Origin of the sequence: Aphanothece hegewaldii CCALA 016, from assembly GCF_003007785.1 — a bacterium.
In the GTDB taxonomy this organism is placed as follows: domain Bacteria; phylum Cyanobacteriota; class Cyanobacteriia; order Cyanobacteriales; family Microcystaceae; genus Chroococcus; species Chroococcus hegewaldii.
Window position 1 is genome coordinate 67,612 of record NZ_PXOH01000016.1, and the last position, 20,941, is coordinate 88,552.

Sequence of the window (20,941 nt, forward strand, 5' to 3'; positions counted from 1 at the left end):
AACAAACTAACAAACTGACTGACAAACTGGCTCTTATTCAATAAAAAAGATCTCAATGAGATTACGTTATGATGGAAGATCAAATGTTTTTTTCATTTTTGCACCATGACACTGCCCATTGTAGCCATTATCGGACGACCGAATGTCGGTAAATCAACTCTTGTAAACCGTTTAGCTGGTGATCAACAGGCTATTGTACACGATGAACCTGGTATAACACGCGATCGCACCTATCGCCCCGCATTTTGGCAAGATCGAGATTTTCAGGTGGTTGATACGGGGGGTTTGGTCTTTCATGATGATACCGAATTTTTGCCCTTGATTCGTGAACAGGCGATGATTGCTCTAAATGAGGCGAGTATAGCTATTTTTGTTGTCGATGGGCAACTGGGACCAACGTCCGGCGATCATGAGATTGCAGAATGGCTCAGAACACAATCTGTTCCCGTTATTCTAGCTGTTAATAAATGTGAATCTCCCGAACAAGGTTTGATTCAAGGGGCGCAATTTTGGGAACTGGGTTTAGGTGAACCTTATGCGATGTCTGCAATTCATGGAAGTGGTACGGGTGAATTACTTGATGCAGTGATTACTTATTTACCTTCTACTGATAATATTCCCGAAGAAACAGAAATTAAAGTCGCAATTATTGGTCGTCCCAATGTGGGTAAGTCTAGTTTACTAAATGCTTTGACTGGGGAACAACGAGCGATCGTTAGTCCGATTTCGGGAACAACTAGAGATGCAATTGATACATTAATAGAAAGAAACGGCCAAACTTATCGAATTATTGATACAGCAGGAATTCGACGCAAAAAGAATGTAGAATACGGTGCAGAATTTTTTGGAATTAACCGCGCTTTTAAAGCGATTAATCGTTCGGATGTTATCTTATTTGTTATTGATGTGATCGATGGTGTAACGGAGCAAGATTTAAAACTCGCAGGGCGTATTATTGAAGAAGGTCGTGCCGTTGTTTTGGTGGTGAATAAATGGGATGCTGTCGAAAAGGATTCTCATACGATTTATGAATATCAAAAATTACTACGCGATCGTCTATATTATATGGATTGGGCGGAAATGATTTTTATTAGTGCTATGACGGGGCAACGCGTTGATAAAATCTTTGAATTAATTGATCAAGCAGCAGAAGCACATCGTCGTCGCGTCAGTACATCGGTGATAAATGAAGTATTAGAAGATGCGGTAAAATGGCATAGTCCGCCAACAAATCGTCAAGGTAAACAAGGTAAGATTTATTATGGAACTCAGGTAACAAGTCAACCTCCTACGATTACTTTATTTGTCAATGATCCAGCAAGATTTAATGATAATTATCGTCGTTATATTGAAGGTCAATTTCGGGAACAATTAGGGTTTAAAGGAACTCCTATTCGTTTATTCTGGCGTGGAAAACGTACCCGGGAAGTCGAAAGAAGTGCTAACCGTGCTACTAAAGTTTAAGCGATTTTGTTCTAAGATTTTTTGTAAGATATCAAAAGGAACTTGAGAAAAATATTGTTTCTGGAACTGTTCTTCTTGAAATGCTTTGATAAAGTCTAAGTAATTATTTGGTTCTAAGGGTTTGGTGAGAATAAATTGTATTTGCTCATTGTTGATCTGATAGCTAATACCATAATTTATTAAGGTTTTTAAGCCTAATTCTAAAGTGCGATCGCTTAAATTTAATTTCTCTTTTAGCTGTTGTTTTGTAATCATTTGATTAGTACGGCTGAGATATTTTCCTATTCCTATTAACTGTTGTAAAACATCTTCGGCAGAAGAATCTAAAGGCGAAGAATAAGCTAAAGCAAGTTTATTTTGTTGTGCTAATGCTTGTCGATAAGCTTTTTGTATTTCCTGCCAATAAGTCGGACATTTTTCTAATAATTGAAGTTGTTCTAAACTAATAGTTTCATCTTTTTTATTACGCCAATCAATTAAATATTGTTCTACGGAAAAAGGCTCAAACCAATTTATTTCAGATGTTTTGGTTTGAATCGCAATTAAGCGTAATTCACATTTTTGAGAAGATTTAGTATTAGTATTCAGATCTAACTCAACAATGACATCACAACATATATTCTGAGGAATTTCTTCCGAAGTCTGTCCCCACCAAACTCCAGGAAATCCTTCTTTTATAGTATCATCAAAAAGCTGAAAACCAACTCTTTGATATTTTATTTTATTACCTTTTAAATCTTCTATATTTCTCCATGTTATATTTTTAAAATAACAATTTTTAATCATTAATTTAGGTACATTATTTCCCATTCCACAAGGTTCTAAAAGCTTAAGTTCTCGAAAAAGGGATAATCCTAAATCAGCAACAGTAACAATTAAATCAGCTTCTAAACTTGGGCATAAACTTAAACTTTCATAACCTTTTTGTCGTAACTTTTGATTAATTCCTTCTCGAAATAAAGGAATATTTTCTACTAGCATACTTAATCCTGCTGCAAATGGATGACCCCCAAAACGATGTAATAAATGAGATTGAGAATTCACCAATTCATAGAGGTCAATATTTTGTACAGAACGGGCGGAACCTCTGGCTAAATGAGGTGAATTACCGTCCTCTTCAGTCGTACTTAATAAAATAGTCGGCTTACCATATTCTGCCGCAATTTGTCCCGCTACTAAACCTAGTATACCACTCGGCCACTGGGGATCTTCTAACACAATTACACCAGTTGTTGATAAGTCCATTCTTGCTAATTTCTTTTTAACATTTAGAATTAAATCATTTTGTAAAGACTTTCTTCTAGTATTTGCTAATTCAGCATCTACAGCTAATTTCTTACACTGTTTTTCATCTTGACTGGTGAGTAATTCAACACAAAAAGTCCCATCACCATGAATGCGACTAACTGCATTAATTCTCGGACCAATTCCATAAGAAATATCTGTCGGACGACTACCCGTTTTTTTAGAGTATTTTAATAACTGAGTTACACCAGGATGAGTCGTTTTTTGAATTTGTTCGATACCTTTTTGGGCTAGATAACGACAGTCACCCTTTAACTGTACTAAATCAGCAATTAAACCAATTGCCACTAAATCTAATAAATTTTCTAAGGGTTGTTTGGGAATATCTGGAAATGTTTGATACAAAGCTTCTACTAATTTATAAGCAACGGCAACCCCAGAAAGATGAAACAATGGATGATTATCAGCAAAATAACGAGGATTAATGATCGAAATAACAGAAGGACGATCATCGGGTAAGGTATGATGATCGGTAACAATGATATCAATTCCCAACTGATTAGCGTATTCAATTTCAGCTAAATTGGTACTTCCTGTATCACAAGTAATAATTAATTTAGTCCCATTGACAACTAATTTTTCAAGTCCTGAACAATTTAAACCATGAGATTCGGTAAAACGATTCGGGATATAATAATTTAATTGTAAATGTTGGGGGAAAAATTGCCCTAAACCTTCCCATAAAACGCTAGTCGCTGTAATACCATCCGCATCAAAATCGCCCCAAATGGTTACTCTTTCTTTCGTCTTTAATGCTTTTGAAAGTCGTTGTATTGCCCATTTCATCTCTTGTCCAAAAGCAAAAGGACTCGTAGGATGATAAGCATTAGGATCGAGAAAATTAATTAACGTTCCAGGATCTTGTATACCACGATGCCAAAGTAATTGCGATACCATACGCCCATCAGACTCTGGCGTGTACTGCTTGACAATGCCCAGAAACCAGTCTGGTATAGAATGAAAGGGAACTATGGAGAAGCGCGAATCTGATCCCATCTGAAAAAAATATTAGTTATTGGATAGTATTATCGTACTATTTATGGCGTTTTGGGAAAATATCAAAAATCTTAACGGTTTTTAGCGAATCGTGTTTCATGTTACACATTTTAAGGGTAGCATGGTTAAAGTGTACTTTTTTGTTGTTTTCCTGTGGCGGTTTATCAAGTTCGTCTCATTAATCCCACGCTTAATTTAGATCATACGATCGCTGTCTGTGATGATCAGTATATTTTAGATATTGCAGCAGAGACGGGGATACGTTTGCCATCGGGTTGTCTCAACGGAGAATGTTCGGTTTGTCTGGCTAAAATTGTTAATGGTGAGGTAGATCAAAGTGAACAAAAGTTTTTAAAACCTTCAGAGATGGCAGCAGGTTATACTGTAATTTGTGTTGCTTATCCGCGTTCTGATTGTGTCTTGGAAACTCATCAAGAACAAGTTTTATACAAAGACTCTTTGTATTTTAAAAATTCTTCTCAAGTTTAGTAAATATTAGATTAATTAAGTTGTTCTCATGTCTACTCAACAACAAATCAGTTTAACCATAGAAGAGGCTTTAAAGCTACTCAAAGAATATAGTTATATTCAAGTTCAAACGGTCGAAAAAGAAGCCGATCAAGAACTATTACGCCAAGCTTTGCTGTTAGTTACCAGTTTAACAGAATATGAAACACTCGGTGTCTGCGCCGATCATGTTGAACAAGGTTTCACCGCTTTAGTAAATTATCTCAAAGCTTTAGGATATGAGATAAAATTAGAGCGAGATCAGTTAGAAGAAAAGCAAGGCGCGGTTTATATTAAATTTAATTCTCAGAAAATGTCTTATTATATAGATTCTTATACGGGAAGTTATCGAGGTGTCTTGATTTCTTGTCAAGGTGAAAATGATACTTTAGTCGGAACTTATGGACATTTTCCTTTAGATTTATTTGATTGAAATTGGATTCATTTTATTTATTTTTAAGTTTGAATGCCAGAGATTTGTCAGAGATTTGCCAGATTTGCCAGATTTGCCAGATTTGCCAGAGATTTGCCAGATTTGTCAGAGATTTGTCAGAGATTTGTCAGAGATTTGCCAGTGATTTGCCAGAGATTTGTCAGAGATTTGTCAGAGATTTGTCAGAGATTTGCCAGAGATTTGCCAGAGATTTGCCAGAGATTTGTCAGAGATTTGCCAGAGATTTGCCAGAGATTTGCCAGAGATTTGCCAGAGATTTGCCAGAGATTTGCCAGATTTGCCAGAGATTTGCCAGATTTGTCAGAGATTTGCCAGAGATTTGCCAGAGATTTGCCAGAGATTTGCCAGAGAATAAATTCTCTGTCTTATAGCTAAAGTCGGTTAAAACCGACTAAATATTAATGTTTTAGTCCATTTTAATGGACTTCTGCTATGAGACAGGGATTTTAATCCCTGACCAACTAATAATCACATTAATTAATCAGATTTTCTTAATCCCTGACCAACTAATAATCACATTAATTAATCAGATTTTCTCAATCCCTGACCAACTAATAATCACATTAATTAATCAGATTTTCTCAATCCCTGACCAACTAATAACCTAATCTCATGATTTTATCCGACTTTGTGTTGATCTAATCCTTCTTTGATCCAACTTAGACAATCATTTGCGGAGATAAATAACTTTGGTGCGGCAATATTTTTCAGTTGCTCAGGAGGATAATGATCATAAAAGTATTTGCCGTTTTGATGATGCAGAATAATCATATTATTTTGATAAATGTATCTGTCTCGAAAATGATCTAATCCTAAATAACTAATCATTTTTTCATCTAAATTTTGTTGAGCTATTTTGATAATATCTTCTAGATTATTAGAACAAACTCCAGATAAATTGTCGGATTCATGGAGAGGGCTAATATAACCTTTTTCTGAGAGTAATTTATAAGAGTAAATAGTTTCACAGCCAATGCGTCCTAAAATAAAGGGTACAATCAAATGCCCTTTATAAGAAACAGATTTCTCATAGATTAGGCGTTTCATGGGTTCTATTAAAGATAAATGGTAAAAATTTGTCTATTAGCAGCTATTGTATCGCAAAAGACCATCTATTTTATACCTTGGGGTAGATTTTGGGATCATCTCAGACACGTTCTTTCTCTATGAAAAAGGGTTCTTTATCTATCTGAAGCAAGAAAGTGTCGAAAATAAAAAAAATATCATAAACAAAAGTTATAGGTCACGTTGTCCCAAGCAAGGCAATTAGGCTACAATAAAACGTCATTTATCTTAAAGATACTTGGAGTATGTCAAATCTCGAAACCCTAATCCAACAAATCCAACAAGAAGCAGAACGCGCACCCTTTCCGATAGATATTCCGATTTATCAGTCAGCGAACAAAGAACCAACACAACCGATTTTGTATGCAGGAAATCTCAAAAGTCCTTTGTGTTTTTTTGGTCGAGATTTAGGGAGAGATGAAGTTTACGCGGGACAACCTCTGATTGGTGCAGCAGGAACCCTTGTTAGAGAAGGGTTTTATCTTGCTTTACATGGCAAAAAAAACAAAACGAAAAAAGAATTACAGTCGGTGTGCGATCGCGTTTTAATGACCAATACAGTACCCTATAAACCCCCCGGTAACAAGGCCTACTCAACAGAGGTTAAAGAACGGTTTCGCCCCTTTATGGAACAATTTTTATTATTCCATTGGGAAGGGAATCAAATTATTACTCTAGGTACAGAAGCTTTTAAATGGTTTGCCCCTTATGGTAAAAGAGGAGAAGTAAATAAATTTTTCTTAAATGACGATCGTTATCGTACTAAATTACCCGTTATGTTAACAGCAAAAGACGATAATGGAATGCAGCATCAACGCCAAATTACCCTTTTACCTTTACCTCATCCTTCTCCATTAAACCAACAATATTACGAACTTTTCCCCAAAATGTTACAGGATAGACTGAATGAATTTGAGTTTTAAAAGTTAATAGTTAAAAGATCGCCTAACTTCAAGCTCAATCTTTTGATAGATAAACAGAAAAAGCAAAGATCATCCTTCAGATATATTTTGATTACTGCACTCTATCCTATTCTCTAACTGTAGGGGTTTGGTATCCAAAACTGTTTAATATCTTTTTTCCTTAATCTAGAAAACTAGACTGCTCGTTTGACTAAAATTCATTTTATTCTAAAATTAAGATGAACAGATATTTCTAATCATTAATCTAACCAAGAAAATAACATCAACAAATCTTAATCTTTAAAAAGTCCGATTCTCATTGAAAGAAGAAGGAAAATAATCAATGTAAAATAATTATAAGGTTGCTTGGGAGTATTTTCGGTGAGGGTGAGAATGGAGAAAGCCAGCGATCGATTTAGCACTCGCCAAAATACATTATATTGCTGATCAGCCATTGGAGACAAATCATAACCCGCAAGGGTGATCGCAGTCTTGATGAGGAAAGATATTATGACTGAAAATAGCCGCAAAAATCAAGATGCAATCACAAGTACTCATAATACTGCTACTTTTTCGACAGCCCGCATTTTTTTAGTAGATGAGTATGCAGATCTACAAGTTTATATCAAACGTCTTTTGAGCAGACAGTATGACATCGAAATAGTTTTTAATGGAATAAAAGCTTTAAACGCGATCGCACAACAACGACCAGATTTAGTAATAATGAGTCTGAGGTTGTCGAACTTAGAAGAGTTAGAATTGATTAAACAATTACGTGCTAATCCATACACCCGAGAAATTCCCATCATTGTGTTATCAGTATTAGCAGGGGAGGACATCCAACAAAAAACACTTTCTGTTGGTGCAGATGACTACATGATAGAACCCTTTGGCGAGCGCGAACTACTAGCACGAGTAGAAGCGAATCTGAAAATTACAAAAATGCGGCAAAAAGCACAAGAACGAGAACAACAATTACGTTTTGAAACAGAAGCGGTACAACAACGAATTAGTGATATTCTCGAAAGTATAACCGATGCTTTTGTCGCAGTTGATCACCAGTGGCGATACATTTATGTTAATGGGCAAGCAACCAGACTTTTACACAAAACCCGCGAAGAACTACTAGGAAACATAGTATGGGAAGTCTTTACCGAGGGTGTTGAGCTAAATATGCTTGCATATCGGGAATTACAAAGAGCGATGAGAGAACGAGTCGGGGTTAAATTTGAAGATTATAGCCCAACTCTAAGCACATGGTTTTATGTTCATGCTTATCCTATTCCTGAAGGACTCGCCGTCTATTTTCAGGATATTACTGAACGCAAACAAATAGAAGCAACCCTACGAGAAAGTCAAGAACGTCTCAAATCAGCAAATGAGCGTTTTGAGTTAGCAGCAACGGCCGTCAACTGTTTGATCTATGATTGGGATCTAGAAAAAGATATTGTTGAAAGAACGGAAGGATTAACCCGAATTTTGGGTTATTCTCCAGAAGAAGCCGACACGAGCGCTCAATGGTGGTTTAATATTTGCCATCCAGAAGATCAAGCGCGAATCCAAAACCGAACTAATATTAATTGGATCACTCAAGATAGATGGACAGCCGAATATCGCGTTCGTCACAAAGACGGTTATTATATAAATGTATTAGATCAAGGAATCATTGCCAAACGAGACTCACAAGGAAACCCGATCCGAATTGTTGGCAGTACAACCGATATTACTGATAAAAAACAGGCTGAACAAAACTATCGAGAACAAGGATTATTTTTACAAAACATAACAAATAATGTACCCGTTCTACTCTGGACTGCACAACCCGATGGAATCCTAGAATTTGTCAGTCAACCTTGGATAGATTATACAGGTATGGATATGGAGCAAGTAAGTCAGCAAGGTTGGCAAAACTTGATTCATCCTGATGATTTAGCGGAAACCGTAAAGCGTTGGAACAAAGCCGCCCAAACAAGACAACCCTATGAAATGACTCATCGGCTAAAACGTTCCGATGGAACTTATCACTGGTGTATTAGCCGCGCAGTTTTGACGGGAGATGAACAAATAACACCTTTACGCTGGGTTGGTTCAGCCGTCGATATCGATCGACAGAAAAAAGCCGAAACCGCATTAGGAGAAAGTGAAGAACGATTTCGACAAATGGCAGAAACCATCGAAGTCGTTTTTTGGCTTTCTGATGCTTTTGAAGAAAAAATTCTTTATGTGAGTCCAGCATATGAGCGGATTTGGGGTCGAGATCGTGAGGAATTGTATACTGATTTTAATAAGTTGATTGAGACGATTTATTCTGAAGATCAAGAACGAGTCAAAGCAGCAGCAACACGCGATCGTTTGCAAGAAGGGCTAGATATTGAATATCGCATCGTGCGTCCTGATGGTTCGCTCCGTTGGATACGCGATCGCAGTTATTTAATTCAAGATGCCGACGGAAAACCCTATCGTTTAGCGGGTTTTGCTGAAGATATTACCGATCGCAAACAAACACAGCAAGAGCGACAACAAACCTTACAAGCCCTAGTTGAAAGTGAAAAAGCTCTCCGCCAAAGTCTAGCCATTCTCCATACCATTAATGAAGCTACGCCAACATTAATTTATGTTAAAGATCGTCAAGGTCGTATCATTATGGGAAATCCAGCCTTATTCCGGATTTTGGGTAAGCCCGAATCCGAAATTATTGGTTATACCGATCCAGAATTTTATGTTAATCCGGCTGATGCTGATGTGATTGTCGAAACCGATCGCCAGATTATGGAAACTGGACAGATGCAAATCATCGAAGAAACCCTAGAATTACCTCAAGGAAAATCTACATTTCTCTCGGCTAAATCACCTTATTATGATGAATCGGGCAAGATTATCGGTTTAATCGGTGTTTCTTTTGATATTACAGATCGCAAGCAAACTGCCCAAGCACTACAAGAGAGTGAAGAACGTTTACGAGTCGCCCTCGAAGCGGCTAGACTGGGTATGTGGTACTGGGAACTCGAAAGCGATACCCTCACTTGGACAGATCAGTGTAAAGCTCTCTTTGGACTTAGTACTGATACAGTCATGTCCTATCAAGTTTTCTTAGATGCTCTCCATCCTGACGATCGTCAGCGTACTAATGAAGCAGTTAATCAAAGTATTGAAGAGCATATGAACTATGATATTGAATATCGTACTATTTGGCCAGATGGGACTATACATTGGATTGCAGCAAAAGGAAATTGTTTATATGATTCAACTGGAAAACCAATCCGTTTATTGGGCGTAGCGATCGATATTACCGAACGTAAGCAAACTGAAGAAAATCTCTATCAAACAACACAGGAATTAAGAGAGCTTAATACAGAGTTAAGTACAGCTACCACTATTTTAGAGGAACGCAATCAAGAACTCGATCAGTTTGTCTATGTTGTTTCTCATGATCTCAAAGCCCCACTGCGAGCGATTTCTAACCTTTCCCAATGGATCGCCGATGATTTGGGTGATCAACTCCCAGAAGAAAATCAACAGCAAATGCAACTCTTACAAGATAGAGTTAGTCGCATGGAAAATCTGATTGATGGATTGTTGAACTATTCGCGCATCAATCGCATCGAAACGGCAATAGAGACAGTAAATACCCAGGAGTTACTAGAAGAGATTATTGATTCCTTGGCTCCTCCAGAGAGTTTTTCCATTCTTTTTAAACCTGAGCTACCAATTTTCAAAACAGCAAGACTGCCTTTGAGTCAAGTTTTTGCCAACTTAATCTCTAATGCCATTAAACATCATGGACGCACAGACGGTGAAGTGAGCATCTGGGCGAATGATTTAGGACATTTCTATCAATTTGCTGTAGCCGATAATGGACAAGGTATATCGCCAGAAAATCATGAGAAAGTTTTTGCGATTTTTCAAACCCTCGGTTCTAAAGAGTCTAAAAATAATACAGGAATTGGACTAGCGATCGTCAAAAAACTCGTCGAGAAAAATGGCGGTAAGATCACCTTAGAATCTCAGTTAGGTCAAGGAACAACTTTTCGTTTTACTTGGCCTAAATTTAGATAACACTAAATGACCGTAATAAAGGAGGGTTTGGCGACCAAACCCTGACAAAACAGAAAATAAAATCTCTAACCCGCCCAAGTGAGCCATTTAGGAGATACACCACCAACACAGTCTTCTGTACTGTTTTCGGTACCAGAAAGATTCGCCCCTGTGGTATCAGCGACACTCAGATCGCTTCGGGTTATTTTAGCTCCTTCTAAATTAGCTCCATAAAAATCGCAAGAATCAAGATTAACTTCTGTTAAATTAGCTCCACTCAGGTTCGCATAACGTAAATTAGCGCATCGTAAATCGGCTCGTGCTAAATCAGCCCCGCTTAAATCAGCCCCACTTAAGTCGGCCCCAATCAGATTTGTTTCGACGAGATTTGCACCGACAAAATTAGCCTCACTCAGATCGGCTGCACTCAGATTCGCTTGTTGTAGACAGGCTCCACTCAAATCAGCTTTACTCAGATTTGCTTCACTGAGATCGGCTCTAGATAAATCAATACGTGAAAGATTAGCCCCTACTAAACTGACTTGATGCAAACTAACACCATTAAAATTCGATTCATGATCCGCAAAGCGATTGATTAATTCATGTGCATTCATGTTTGTTTACCATCCCTTCGTTTTGGGTTAATTTGGGTGATTTCACTCCTACACACTATTTAATTGATTTTATTTTCTAACCAATTAAGTCTAATAGTCTTATTAATTGAGTTAAGACTTGAAAAGGTTTATTCTCTTTTACTTTTGACTGAAAGGGGATATTTAAACTGTTTTAATTATAGGTTAAAAGATTGATCCTATCTTAATTCTTATATATAAATATACATTTTTCGTAAAATAAATTAATAAAATAATTTTTGATACTATTAGTAAAGACGCGCCATAGCACGTCTCTACGATTCGATTGGTTAATTTCTAGATTTCGGAATTAACTCGATCGGGAATAATTCCGCGATCGTAACGTCGTCTATTGGATACGTCATAGATATTCCAGTCACGGATTCCTCTATTTTGAAAAATCATGCCGGCTCGCTCAATTTCATCGAGAGTCCCTTCTACTGTAACAAGATAATCACCCTGAGAAATGCGATCGTTGTATCCCCTAGCTTCATCTTCAGGAATTCCTAAATCAGCTAATGCACCAACTAAACCACCAGCAGCCGCACCAATTCCCGCACCTGCTAAAGTAGTGGCTAGAGTTCCTGCCGCCAAAAATGGGCCAACACCAGGAATTAATAAAGCTTCTAAACCAATAAGTAAACCAGTAACACCACCTAAAACAGTTCCAGTGACGGCACCGACACCCGCACCCTCTTTCGCATCACCACTATGGGTATCATTGACTGATGCTCCACCGAGGCGATCGTCATTTTCTGCATTTTTGCCTAATACAGATACGTGTTCCATCGGGAAACCCGATTCTCTAAGTTGATTGAGAGCGTTTTCAGCATCACGTCTTGATGAAAATGTTCCTACTGCGCGTAAAGAAGTTTGTTGCATTGTTTTTATTCCCTCCGAACACAAAAAGTCAGTTATTTATTTTTTTAGTTTGGCTTTTTTTCTCCTAGATATCATCTATCCGAGGGTGTTTGATGGCTCTATCATCAGGAGGGTTTTAGTGAAATAATTGCCCATGATCATGTTAGGAAACAGCCCACGTTGCCCGTTCCCTAGGTCTTGTAGAACCGCAATTTTAAAGGATGACAGCGATCTTTTGCTAGACCGCCTTCCTATTGAGCTTGACGTAATTATCAATTAATGCTGTTGCAACTTGTAATCTAAATCACAAAAATTTCAGACTCAGATCACAGATAGATTTCAGACAATCGGTATACTGAAGAAAGAAGATAAAACAACAATTAATTTATTAACTAATCAAAAAATAACCATTTATAGGAGGCAGATTGAAAACTAAAAAAGGAAGATTAAATCAACCAGAACTTCAATCTGAAGACTTAATTAATAGAATCGTTAATCGAATTCGTCAGTCATTAAAACTAGAAGAAATATTAATGACAACGGCGAGAGAAGTTCAATCTTTATTACAAGTAGCACGAGTTAAAATTTATCGATTTTCTTCTGATGGTAGTGGTGAAGTAATTGCCGAGTCTTTAGTCGGTAATTCTTTACCTTCTTTATTAGGGTTACACTTTCCCGCTAGTGATATTCCACCAATGGCGCGAACCATGTTTCTTAAAGCTCGTCAGCGTGTAATTGTTGATGTAGTAGCTTCGCGTAAAACCCTCAATTACCCTGAAAATTACCTTGATTATTCTCTAACGGATGTTAATCTTACAACAAGTGAGATTCGTCACTTACCAGTTGATCCCTGCCATCTTAAATATCTTTCAGCGATGGGGGTTGCTTCTTCTCTCGCCGTACCCATTCTTCATGAACAAAATTTGTGGGGTTTGTTAGTCGCCCATGATATAAAATCTCGTCACTACTGCGATCGAGAGCTAAAAATCGTGCAATTGTTAATGGATCATCTCTCCATCGCTATTGCTCAGGCAAGTCTACTGAATGCGGCTAGACAACAAGCGACTCAAGAAGCAACCCTCAATAAAATTAGTCGCCTTTTGCACTCACCCCTCAAATTAGCAGATATTCGGCAGACAATTTTACAAGTAACGGTTGAAGCTTTACAAGGTTCTGGGGGACGGCTTTATATTAATGCTGATCATTTAGGAAATTTGGCTCAGTTATATACTTATGGTGAGCAACCAATCTCGGCTCAGTTAGAAGAGACAAACTGCTGGCAACAACTACTGGGTATTTCTTCAGAATACTTCTTAATACAAAATACAGCAGAGGCAGTTGTCAACGAAGCTTGGGAATTAATTACCTGTTCCTATGACAAAGGAGTCACTCTACCAGATCAAGTTGTCAAAAGTTCGATAACTAATCCGCGTTTATATAATATTGAAGATCTTTATATTGAACCTCAATTTCAACCTTTAGTATCTAAATTCGCGCCGACACGCATTCGCTCGATTTTAATTGTCCCGTTACAGTATCAAAATCAATGTGTCGGATGCTTGAGTATTTTTCGCAATGAAATTGAAACTGAAAAGTTATGGGCCGGACGTTGGCATCAAGACGATCGAAACAATATGCCGAGGCGCTCGTTTGAAATTTGGCGAGAAATTAAACAAGGTCAGGCTCAAGCATGGCAACCTGAAGAAATTAGGCTGGCTGATGCTTTGGGAACACATCTTTATCTGACTGTTATGCAGAAGCGAGTCGAAGAAACCCTTCGCCATCAGTCTCTACACGATCAGCTTACTGGGTTGCCTAACAGATTGCTGTTTCATAATCTCCTGACTTTGGCTTTAGCTAGAGCCGAGCATCACGGACAACTTCTCGGTGTGATGTTTCTCGACTTAGACCGGTTTAAACTGGTTAATGATACTTTGGGTCATGCCGCCGGTGATTTATTACTACAGCAAACTGCACAGCGACTCGCTTATTGTTTACGCACCGAAGATACGATCGCTCGTTGGGCTGGCGATGAGTTTACGATCTTGGTTCCCAATCTTAGCTCAACTGAGCAAGCGATCAACATTGCTCAAAGAATTTTAAGAGCTTTCGACGAGCCTTTTTATCTTGAAGGACAGGAACTTTATATTAAGTCGAGTATTGGTATTGCTTTTGCTCCTTATGATGGACTCGATGCCGAAACTTTGCTTAAAAATGCTGATATAGCTATGTATCGGACTAAACAACAAGGCAAAAATAATTATCAACTTTATGCACCAAGCATGAACACGAAAGCGTTAGAACGCTTAACTTTAGAAAACAATCTTTACAAAGCTTTAAAACGCGGCGAGTTTTTGTTGCACTATCAACCGCAAATCGATTTAAACACGGGTCAAATTGTCGGTATGGAAGCTTTAATACGCTGGCAACGAGACGAAGTAGAACTGATTTCACCCGCTCAATTTATTCCTTTAGCTGAAGAGACTGGATTGATTGTAGCGATCGGAGAATGGGTTTTACAAACTGCTTGTACTCAGAATCGAGCCTGGCAATTAGCGGGTTTACCTCCTTTACGAGTAGCGATTAATCTTTCAGCTTGTCAGTTTCAGCAGGGTAATTTAGTACAAATTGTGCGTCAGATTTTGCAACAAACCGGGTTAGATCCTCAGTATCTCGAATTAGAAATTACTGAAAGTATTGCAATGCAGGATATCAATTTAACAATTACCGTTCTTAAAGAGTTAAAAGCAATGGGGATCTACATTTCGATTGATGATTTTGGGACGGGTTATTCTTCTTTAAGTACTCTCAGAGATTTTCCTGTTGATGCACTCAAGATCGATCAATCTTTTATTAGAGAACTTTGGACGCACTCCAGTAATAAAGCTATTGTTAAGTCTGTTATCGCTCTAGGACATGGTTTAGGATTAAAATTAATCGCCGAAGGAGTCGAAACTACAGAACAACTTCAATTTTTACGATCGCTTGGTTGTGATGTCGCTCAAGGTTATTTCATTAGTCGTCCTCTATCAACTGAAGCCGCTACCCAATTCGGTTTTGTTTCCCAAATTTTTGAGCAACGTTTCTAAAGTCGCTTTAATTTGAGAGGGGATTACTAAAATTATAATTATCCTAATTCATTTCTTAATTCTCGTAACATCTGACTTGTTCCTTGATTTATTGCTTTTTGGACCCATAAAGGGATCTTTTCAATGATCGATAAATTAGGAAAAGTCGGACTTATTAATGTTTCTTCATATTGACCATTTTTAAAAATATAAATTTTTAGTTGATGATTGTTATAAATCCAGATTTCGGGGACACCAATAGCTGTATAAGCATCAAGAGTTGTTATCGATGTAACGTCAGATTCTATGGCTAAATCTGGAGGGGGATAGATGTTTAAATCCATACGGGTACAACCTCTCACCTTTGCTGCATTCTGAATATAAAGTGCTGTGTCGGGTTCAACTCCAGCGATTTTAAGACGCTTAAAAGTTGTCGAACCAAAATCCTCCCAGTCTCGCCCTTCAATATTTAGAATTGTTTTAACAAGATCAGCGATAATACGATGAGGACGTTCATGAATTGCCAAGGGGGACATGATTTCTAATGTACCTTGATAATAAGTGAGACGGACTTGACGATGTTCTCCCAATTCAATGAGAATGTTTTCAAAGTCTTCCCACGTGAGATGATGTATATTGATCACACTTCCTGGAGTGAGTTGTATGGCTTTAATCGGAATGGCGATCGTCATGTTTTTATAAATGCTTCTAAAGTCGCTACTACTGATTTTCCTAAAGCGTCTAAATCATATCCCCCTTCTAAACCGAATAGCATCGGACAATTGAGGGATAATAAATATTCAGTTAATACGCCATAATCACTCGGTTGTAGGTTAATTGATGCTAATGGATCAGCTTCAGTCGCATCATAACCCGCACTAATAATTAAAAAATCTGGATTAAATCTCTTGACAAAAGGCATAACTTGTGTATCAAATGCCAATTGATAATCAGTGAGGGTACTTTCTGGGCGCATGGGGATATTTAATACATTATTAAATTTTCCCTGATCGCTGGCTCGTCCGGTTCCTGGGTAACAGGGAAACTGATGCAGGGAACAATAAGCAATATGGGGGCTATCTTCGATAATATTTTCCGTTCCATTTCCATGATGCACATCCCAGTCTAAAATCGCTACTCGATTAATTTCTGGTTTTTCTAAAGCGTATACGGATGCGATCGCTGCATTAGAAAATAAACAAAATCCCATTCCTGTTTTGCGGGTGGCGTGATGACCGGGTGGACGCGCTAAGATAAAAGCGGGAGAATGTTTAGTGGCTAAAACCTGATCAACTCCATCTAACCAAGCACTGACAGCGAGTAAAGCAATCTCATAACTAGAGGCTGATACGGGTGTATCACCGTCGAGCATTCCTCCGCCATTTTCTGCAATTTTTCGCACTCGATTAATATAATCAAGAGTATGACATTTTTGGATGATGGGTAAAACGTCTCTCGTGTCAATAGAGGTTGGTAAATTCCATTGTAGTTGATCTGACCATCTTACTTTTTTTAGTGCCGATGCGATCGCTGTTAAACGTGCAGGTTTTTCGGGGTGAAATAATCCTGTATCATGTTGCAGAAACTCATCAGAATAAATAACAGAAATCATAGTTAATTAAAGCGTGATGTTTGAACACTTTACCAGACATACCTTAAATGTTAATGGTATTCCGATTCATTTTGTACAGGGAGGTACTGGCTTTCCTTTATTGTTATTACATGGCTATCCTCAAACTCATGTCATGTGGCATAAAATCGCCCCCAGTTTAGCCCAAAAGTTTACAGTCATTGCCCCAGACTTAAGAGGATATGGTGATAGTTATAAACCAAAAGATGCTCCTGATCATAGTAACTATTCTAAGCGAGTGGTTGCGGCCGATCTGGTTAATTTAATGGCTTTATTAGGTAAGAAGGAATTTTATCTCATTGGACACGATCGCGGTGCCAGAGTTGCTCATCGTCTTACTTTAGATTACCCGAAAAAAGTAAAAAAATTAGGTTTATTAGATATTATTCCGACTTATGATGTTTTTCATTTAGCCGATCAAGAACTTTCTACGGTTTATTATCATTGGTTTTTTCTCATTCAACCCTATCCATTTCCTGAAACTTTGATTGGATCTAATCCTCATTATTATTTAGAGCATTGTTTAAAAAGTTGGGGACGAGATTTTACAGCTTTTACACCCGAAGCTTTAGCCGAATATCATCGATGTTTCCAAGATCCGATGATGATTCATGGGACTTGTTCAGATTATCGGGCGGCGGCTACTATTGATTTAGAACATGATCAATTAGAGCGAGATAAAAAGATAGAATGTCCACTTTTAATTTTATGGGGAAAACAAGGCTTTCTCGAAAAGAAATATAATGTTTTAGAACTTTGGCAACAACGAGCAATTAATGTTACGGGAAAAGCCATCAATTGTGGACATTTTTTAGCTGAAGAATCGCCCGTCGATACTGAGCAAGCGATTTACGGGTTTTTAGAATAAAAATTAACCGATTGTTGTCTCAAATTGTGCTAAGGTTTTCCGAAGTTTTTGCATGATATTTAAAATCTGCTCATCTTGATTCGGTAAATATTGAACACCTGAGCGATAATCATTAAAGGCAGCTTGGAAATAACCGAGATGTTGATGGATTATTGCACGATTAATGTAAGCTTCTCCATGATGTGGATTATGTTTAAGAACTTCGGAAAAATCGGCGATCGCTTGTTGATAGTTTTTATGTTTAGAACAAGCACATCCTCGGTTATAAAGTGCGAGTGCGTTATGATGATCTAACTGAATGGCTTGATTAAAATTTAACATTGCTGTGGTGAAATTTCCTAAATTTAAATAGGCTAAACCTCGATCGTTGTAAATAGTAGATAATTGATCGGGTGCAAGATTATTAATTTTTTGTACCGCTTGATCATAATCGGAGATCGCTGTGATTGGTTGACTGAGTGCAGTATACGCTAAACCACGATTGTAGTAAGCAGAATAAGCGTTAGGATTAAGTTGAATGGCGGTGGTATAGTCTGCGATCGCATCAAGAGAGCGCCCTAAGTGATAAAGTGCCAAACCTCGATTAATATAGACAGCCGGTTGTCTTGGCTTGTCTTGTAATGCTAAAGTACAATCTTGATAGGCTTGTTGATATTGAGCGAGATGGAGCGACACCAAACAACGATTACTATAAGCTGCTTTAATCTGTTTTCCTTGTTCGATGGCTTCAGAAAAGCTTAAATATGCTTGGTGATAATGTCCTTTTTGTGTTTGTTCGATTCCTTTTTCAAAGCAGTTTTGAGCATCAGCAATAGGAGTAAAAATCATCCAGAAACTTAAACACAGAAGGATTAAGCTAGATAAGTGACGGACTTTTTGGGGTAAGAATTGAAATAAAGTGACCAATTTAATTAATCCTCAATCTTCCTTTTATTATGGAAAATATTTTTATGAGGTGTCAAACGACAAATGGTCAAACAATACCAACAAGCGATCGATATTTTGTATCTTAGTAGATATATGCTAAATGTGATTCAAGGATAAAGTATTATGGCTGGTTTAGGAGATTGGGTACAAAAAGCTGTATATCTGGGCGTTGGTATTGCGTCTTATGGGATGGAAAAAGCAGGTGTCACTCTACAGGAGTTGAAAACACAAGCACAAAAAATTGCTGATGAAATGGTAGCACGAGGCGAAATGACGGCAGAAGAAGCCCGTCGTTATGTTGATGATATTGTTCAACAGGCACAGCAACAAGTTAATGCTTCCCCAGAAACCAATCAAAATAAAGAACCTCGTCCCATTGAAATTATTTTAGAGGATGAAGAACCAACCCCAACAGCAACAGATGATGTAGATAAGCTCAGAAAACAGGTAGAATCGTTACAAGATGAACTCCGGAATCTAAAAAAAGAGTAAAATAACAAATCTAGAGTGTTTGAGATCAAGCTAATTCTTGAGCTTAAAAAAAAGTAAAATCTCTTACCGAATAAATAGGATCACAGCAATGGACGACTGGCATAAAGAATTTTGGGATGTTGTAGACTCGGTAGCACAAGGAATTGAACAGTTTGTACAAGATGTAACACAAGCTGTCGAAGTGATACACAATGAAATTGCGATCGATATTGAACAGTTTTTCGAGGAGGTTTTTGATGTCGAGTTGGAACTACGTCCTGGAGAAAATGATTTATTTCCCGATCATTGGGGGGAGTTAAGTGACTGGTTAGTCAACCCTAGAGTTGAACCTGATCCTACAACTCACCCTTGTTGTGTTGGATGTCAAAATTATCATGGTCGTATTTATGGGGGAAATTTACTGGTTTGTGCAATGCACCCCTACGGTTGGCAAGATGAAACTTGTCCAGACTGGGAAGGTAAAGGAAATTAGTATTAATTAAAGGTGGCTGGGTTTGGAGACCAAACCCCTACACTTTATTTATAGTTTATTTCTATGATTAGACCTTCAAATTTTTTTAGTCTTCCTTCTGTTTTACCAGATCAAGAATTATTTGAGTCGTTGTTTTTTAAAGAAAATATTAGGATCGAACGCATTATCTCTACGGGACAAACAACACCCCTAGGGCAATGGTACGATCAAGAACAGGTTGAATGGGTTATTTTATTGCAAGGTGAGGCGGTAATTTTTTTTGAGGATGGTTTAAGATGCAAGCTGCTACGTGGTGATTATTTATTAATTAAAGCACACCAAAAACATCGAGTAGAATACACCAGTATTGAGCCGCCTTGTATTTGGTTAGCAATTCATGTTTATAGTTAGTTAAGATTTATTCTTTTTTCCTATGAATCCCGATATTTTAGCGCTTGATTTTGATGGTGTGATTTGTGATGGTCGTCGTGAGTATTTTCAGTCTGGATGGCTTACTTATTGTCATATTTGGCAGCATAAGAGTATTATACCCCCTGATGGTTTGCGCGATCGCTATATCCGTCTCGCCCCTGTGATTGAAATCGATATTGATGTTCCCCTTTTAGTTCGTGCGCTAATCTTAGATTATTCTGATCAGGACATTTTATCTAATTGGCGTGGCATTATACCACAAATTTTAGAAAAAGACAAGCTTTCAAAAGAAATAATTAATACTGAATTTGCGCGTCTTCGAGATGAATGGATTAATCGAGATTTTGAGGAATGGATGAGCTATCAACCATTTTACCCAGGCGTGAGACAACGTTTACAGGAGTTTTTGTCGTGTCCGTTTAAATTGGTGATTATTACGAATCGATTACAACGATTTGCTCTAAAATTATTAGAAGCCGAAGGAATCACGTTACCCGCAGAACAAGTGTTTGGGAAACAAGGCGATCGACCAAAATATGAGGTAATTCGGCATTTATTGGCGGATGGTGAACCTAATATCTGGTTTGTCGAGGATCATGTTAGAGCGTTGTATCTCATCGAAAAACAGCCAGATTTAGTTAATGTGAGCCTTTTTATCGCAGATTGGGGCTTTAATACGCCAGCCGTTCGACAAGAGATTCGTTCCTCTGATTCACGGGTTCAGATTATTTCTTTTAGTCAATTTATGCAAGATTTTCCCGCTTGGGTTTAGTCTTGTTGAAAATCAGCGTTTTGGTGCTACTGTATTACCAGACTGGCGTATCTGTCGCATCACCGAGGATAAATTATGTG

Annotated in this window: 19 protein-coding genes; 11 read left to right on the top strand and 8 right to left on the bottom strand. The window is 37.8% G+C overall.

Annotation, left to right across the window (positions count from 1 at the left end; translation table 11 throughout):
* Nucleotides 1-105: 105 nt before the first annotated feature.
* Nucleotides 106-1,464 carry a ribosome biogenesis GTPase Der gene (der, locus tag C7H19_RS14835; RefSeq protein WP_106457666.1) on the top strand — a complete coding sequence of 453 codons (1,359 nt, stop codon included), beginning with the start codon at nt 106-108 and terminating at the stop codon, nt 1,462-1,464.
* Here the strand turns inward: der and recJ are convergent.
* The gene (gene recJ / locus C7H19_RS14840) at nt 1,399-3,765 is read right to left on the bottom strand and encodes a single-stranded-DNA-specific exonuclease RecJ (RefSeq protein WP_106457667.1); all 2,367 of its coding nucleotides are present in this window, start codon (nt 3,763-3,765) and stop codon (nt 1,399-1,401) included. The two genes, der and recJ, sit on opposite strands and share 66 nt — an antisense overlap.
* A gap of 153 nt (nt 3,766-3,918) precedes the next feature.
* Here recJ and C7H19_RS14845 point away from each other — a divergent pair, with 153 nt between their 5' ends.
* Nucleotides 3,919-4,254 (top strand): 2Fe-2S iron-sulfur cluster-binding protein, encoded by a 336-nt coding sequence (locus tag C7H19_RS14845; protein WP_106457668.1) that lies wholly within the window; start codon nt 3,919-3,921, stop codon nt 4,252-4,254.
* 28 nt (nt 4,255-4,282) lie between these two features.
* Nucleotides 4,283-4,705 (top strand): DUF1824 family protein, encoded by a 423-nt coding sequence (locus tag C7H19_RS14850; RefSeq protein WP_106457669.1) that lies wholly within the window; start codon nt 4,283-4,285, stop codon nt 4,703-4,705.
* Between the two features lie 639 nt (nt 4,706-5,344).
* Here the strand turns inward: C7H19_RS14850 and C7H19_RS14855 are convergent.
* On the bottom strand, nt 5,345-5,773 hold the full coding sequence (locus tag C7H19_RS14855) for a hypothetical protein (protein ID WP_106457670.1): 429 nt from the start codon (nt 5,771-5,773) through the stop codon (nt 5,345-5,347).
* Nucleotides 5,774-6,036: 263 nt separating this feature from the next.
* On the opposite strand from C7H19_RS14855, the gene C7H19_RS14860 reads away from it, so the two are divergent.
* Entirely contained in the window at nt 6,037-6,714 is a 678-nt protein-coding gene (locus C7H19_RS14860) for a uracil-DNA glycosylase family protein (RefSeq protein ID WP_106457671.1), read from the top strand.
* 272 nt (nt 6,715-6,986) lie between these two features.
* Here the strand turns inward: C7H19_RS14860 and C7H19_RS25725 are convergent, their stop codons facing one another.
* Entirely contained in the window at nt 6,987-7,148 is a 162-nt protein-coding gene (locus C7H19_RS25725; RefSeq protein ID WP_181280617.1) for a hypothetical protein, read from the bottom strand.
* Nucleotides 7,149-7,203: 55 nt separating this feature from the next.
* Here C7H19_RS25725 and C7H19_RS14865 point away from each other — a divergent pair, with 55 nt between their 5' ends.
* On the top strand, nt 7,204-10,749 hold the full coding sequence (locus C7H19_RS14865) for a PAS domain S-box protein (protein ID WP_181280618.1): 3,546 nt from the start codon (nt 7,204-7,206) through the stop codon (nt 10,747-10,749).
* Nucleotides 10,750-10,814: 65 nt separating this feature from the next.
* On the opposite strand, the gene C7H19_RS14870 is transcribed toward C7H19_RS14865, so the two are convergent.
* Complete coding sequence (locus C7H19_RS14870) at nt 10,815-11,342, bottom strand: pentapeptide repeat-containing protein (RefSeq protein WP_106457673.1); 528 nt, start codon at nt 11,340-11,342, stop codon at nt 10,815-10,817.
* Between the two features lie 315 nt (nt 11,343-11,657).
* On the bottom strand, nt 11,658-12,242 hold the full coding sequence (locus tag C7H19_RS14875; RefSeq protein WP_181280619.1) for a general stress protein: 585 nt from the start codon (nt 12,240-12,242) through the stop codon (nt 11,658-11,660).
* 404 nt (nt 12,243-12,646) lie between these two features.
* Here C7H19_RS14875 and C7H19_RS14880 point away from each other — a divergent pair, with 404 nt between their 5' ends.
* A complete protein-coding gene (locus C7H19_RS14880) occupies nt 12,647-15,310 on the top strand; it encodes a bifunctional diguanylate cyclase/phosphodiesterase (protein WP_245927546.1) in 2,664 nt (887 codons plus the stop codon).
* Between the two features lie 38 nt (nt 15,311-15,348).
* Here the strand turns inward: C7H19_RS14880 and C7H19_RS14885 are convergent, their stop codons facing one another.
* Both C7H19_RS14885 and C7H19_RS14890 read right to left on the bottom strand, forming a co-directional pair.
* Complete coding sequence (locus C7H19_RS14885) at nt 15,349-15,981, bottom strand: Uma2 family endonuclease (RefSeq protein WP_106457674.1); 633 nt, start codon at nt 15,979-15,981, stop codon at nt 15,349-15,351.
* Nucleotides 15,978-16,901, bottom strand: coding sequence for a histone deacetylase family protein (locus C7H19_RS14890; protein WP_106457675.1), 924 nt, complete (start codon nt 16,899-16,901; stop codon nt 15,978-15,980). Before C7H19_RS14890 ends, C7H19_RS14885 begins: the two co-directional genes overlap by 4 nt.
* Nucleotides 16,902-16,917: 16 nt before the next feature.
* Here C7H19_RS14890 and C7H19_RS14895 point away from each other — a divergent pair, with 16 nt between their 5' ends.
* Nucleotides 16,918-17,787 carry an alpha/beta fold hydrolase gene (locus C7H19_RS14895; protein WP_106457676.1) on the top strand — a complete coding sequence of 290 codons (870 nt, stop codon included), beginning with the start codon at nt 16,918-16,920 and terminating at the stop codon, nt 17,785-17,787.
* Nucleotides 17,788-17,790: 3 nt separating this feature from the next.
* Here the strand turns inward: C7H19_RS14895 and C7H19_RS14900 are convergent, their stop codons facing one another.
* Nucleotides 17,791-18,693 (bottom strand): tetratricopeptide repeat protein, encoded by a 903-nt coding sequence (locus C7H19_RS14900; RefSeq protein ID WP_146136522.1) that lies wholly within the window; start codon nt 18,691-18,693, stop codon nt 17,791-17,793.
* Between the two features lie 144 nt (nt 18,694-18,837).
* On the opposite strand from C7H19_RS14900, the gene C7H19_RS14905 reads away from it, so the two are divergent.
* The 4 genes from C7H19_RS14905 to C7H19_RS14920 all read left to right on the top strand — a co-directional run bounded on the left by C7H19_RS14905 (nt 18,838) and on the right by C7H19_RS14920 (nt 20,861).
* Nucleotides 18,838-19,206 (top strand): phasin family protein, encoded by a 369-nt coding sequence (locus tag C7H19_RS14905; RefSeq protein ID WP_106457678.1) that lies wholly within the window; start codon nt 18,838-18,840, stop codon nt 19,204-19,206.
* An 88-nt stretch (nt 19,207-19,294) separates the two neighbouring features.
* On the top strand, nt 19,295-19,678 hold the full coding sequence (locus tag C7H19_RS14910) for a hypothetical protein (protein ID WP_106457679.1): 384 nt from the start codon (nt 19,295-19,297) through the stop codon (nt 19,676-19,678).
* 63 nt (nt 19,679-19,741) lie between these two features.
* Entirely contained in the window at nt 19,742-20,068 is a 327-nt protein-coding gene (locus tag C7H19_RS14915; protein WP_106457680.1) for a cupin domain-containing protein, read from the top strand.
* Between the two features lie 22 nt (nt 20,069-20,090).
* Nucleotides 20,091-20,861, top strand: coding sequence for an HAD family hydrolase (locus C7H19_RS14920; RefSeq protein ID WP_106457681.1), 771 nt, complete (start codon nt 20,091-20,093; stop codon nt 20,859-20,861).
* Nucleotides 20,862-20,941 lie beyond the last annotated feature (80 nt).

What these genes read in the sequence shown, in the direction of transcription:
- C7H19_RS25725 (WP_181280617.1), bottom strand. Translation starts at nt 7,148, where the DNA reads ATGGCTGATCAGCAATATAATGTATTTTGGCGAGTGCTAAATCGATCG.
- C7H19_RS14860 (WP_106457671.1), top strand. Translation starts at nt 6,037, where the DNA reads ATGTCAAATCTCGAAACCCTAATCCAACAAATCCAACAAGAAGCAGAA.
- C7H19_RS14870 (WP_106457673.1), bottom strand. Translation starts at nt 11,342, where the DNA reads ATGAATGCACATGAATTAATCAATCGCTTTGCGGATCATGAATCGAAT.
- C7H19_RS14915 (WP_106457680.1), top strand. Translation starts at nt 19,742, where the DNA reads ATGATTAGACCTTCAAATTTTTTTAGTCTTCCTTCTGTTTTACCAGAT.
- C7H19_RS14890 (WP_106457675.1), bottom strand. Translation starts at nt 16,901, where the DNA reads ATGATTTCTGTTATTTATTCTGATGAGTTTCTGCAACATGATACAGGA.
- C7H19_RS14895 (WP_106457676.1), top strand. Translation starts at nt 16,918, where the DNA reads ATGTTTGAACACTTTACCAGACATACCTTAAATGTTAATGGTATTCCG.
- C7H19_RS14855 (WP_106457670.1), bottom strand. Translation starts at nt 5,773, where the DNA reads ATGAAACGCCTAATCTATGAGAAATCTGTTTCTTATAAAGGGCATTTG.
- C7H19_RS14865 (WP_181280618.1), top strand. Translation starts at nt 7,204, where the DNA reads ATGACTGAAAATAGCCGCAAAAATCAAGATGCAATCACAAGTACTCAT.
- C7H19_RS14875 (WP_181280619.1), bottom strand. Translation starts at nt 12,242, where the DNA reads ATGCAACAAACTTCTTTACGCGCAGTAGGAACATTTTCATCAAGACGT.
- der (WP_106457666.1), top strand. Translation starts at nt 106, where the DNA reads ATGACACTGCCCATTGTAGCCATTATCGGACGACCGAATGTCGGTAAA.
- C7H19_RS14850 (WP_106457669.1), top strand. Translation starts at nt 4,283, where the DNA reads ATGTCTACTCAACAACAAATCAGTTTAACCATAGAAGAGGCTTTAAAG.
- recJ (WP_106457667.1), bottom strand. Translation starts at nt 3,765, where the DNA reads ATGGGATCAGATTCGCGCTTCTCCATAGTTCCCTTTCATTCTATACCA.
- C7H19_RS14885 (WP_106457674.1), bottom strand. Translation starts at nt 15,981, where the DNA reads ATGACGATCGCCATTCCGATTAAAGCCATACAACTCACTCCAGGAAGT.
- C7H19_RS14910 (WP_106457679.1), top strand. Translation starts at nt 19,295, where the DNA reads ATGGACGACTGGCATAAAGAATTTTGGGATGTTGTAGACTCGGTAGCA.
- C7H19_RS14920 (WP_106457681.1), top strand. Translation starts at nt 20,091, where the DNA reads ATGAATCCCGATATTTTAGCGCTTGATTTTGATGGTGTGATTTGTGAT.
- C7H19_RS14905 (WP_106457678.1), top strand. Translation starts at nt 18,838, where the DNA reads ATGGCTGGTTTAGGAGATTGGGTACAAAAAGCTGTATATCTGGGCGTT.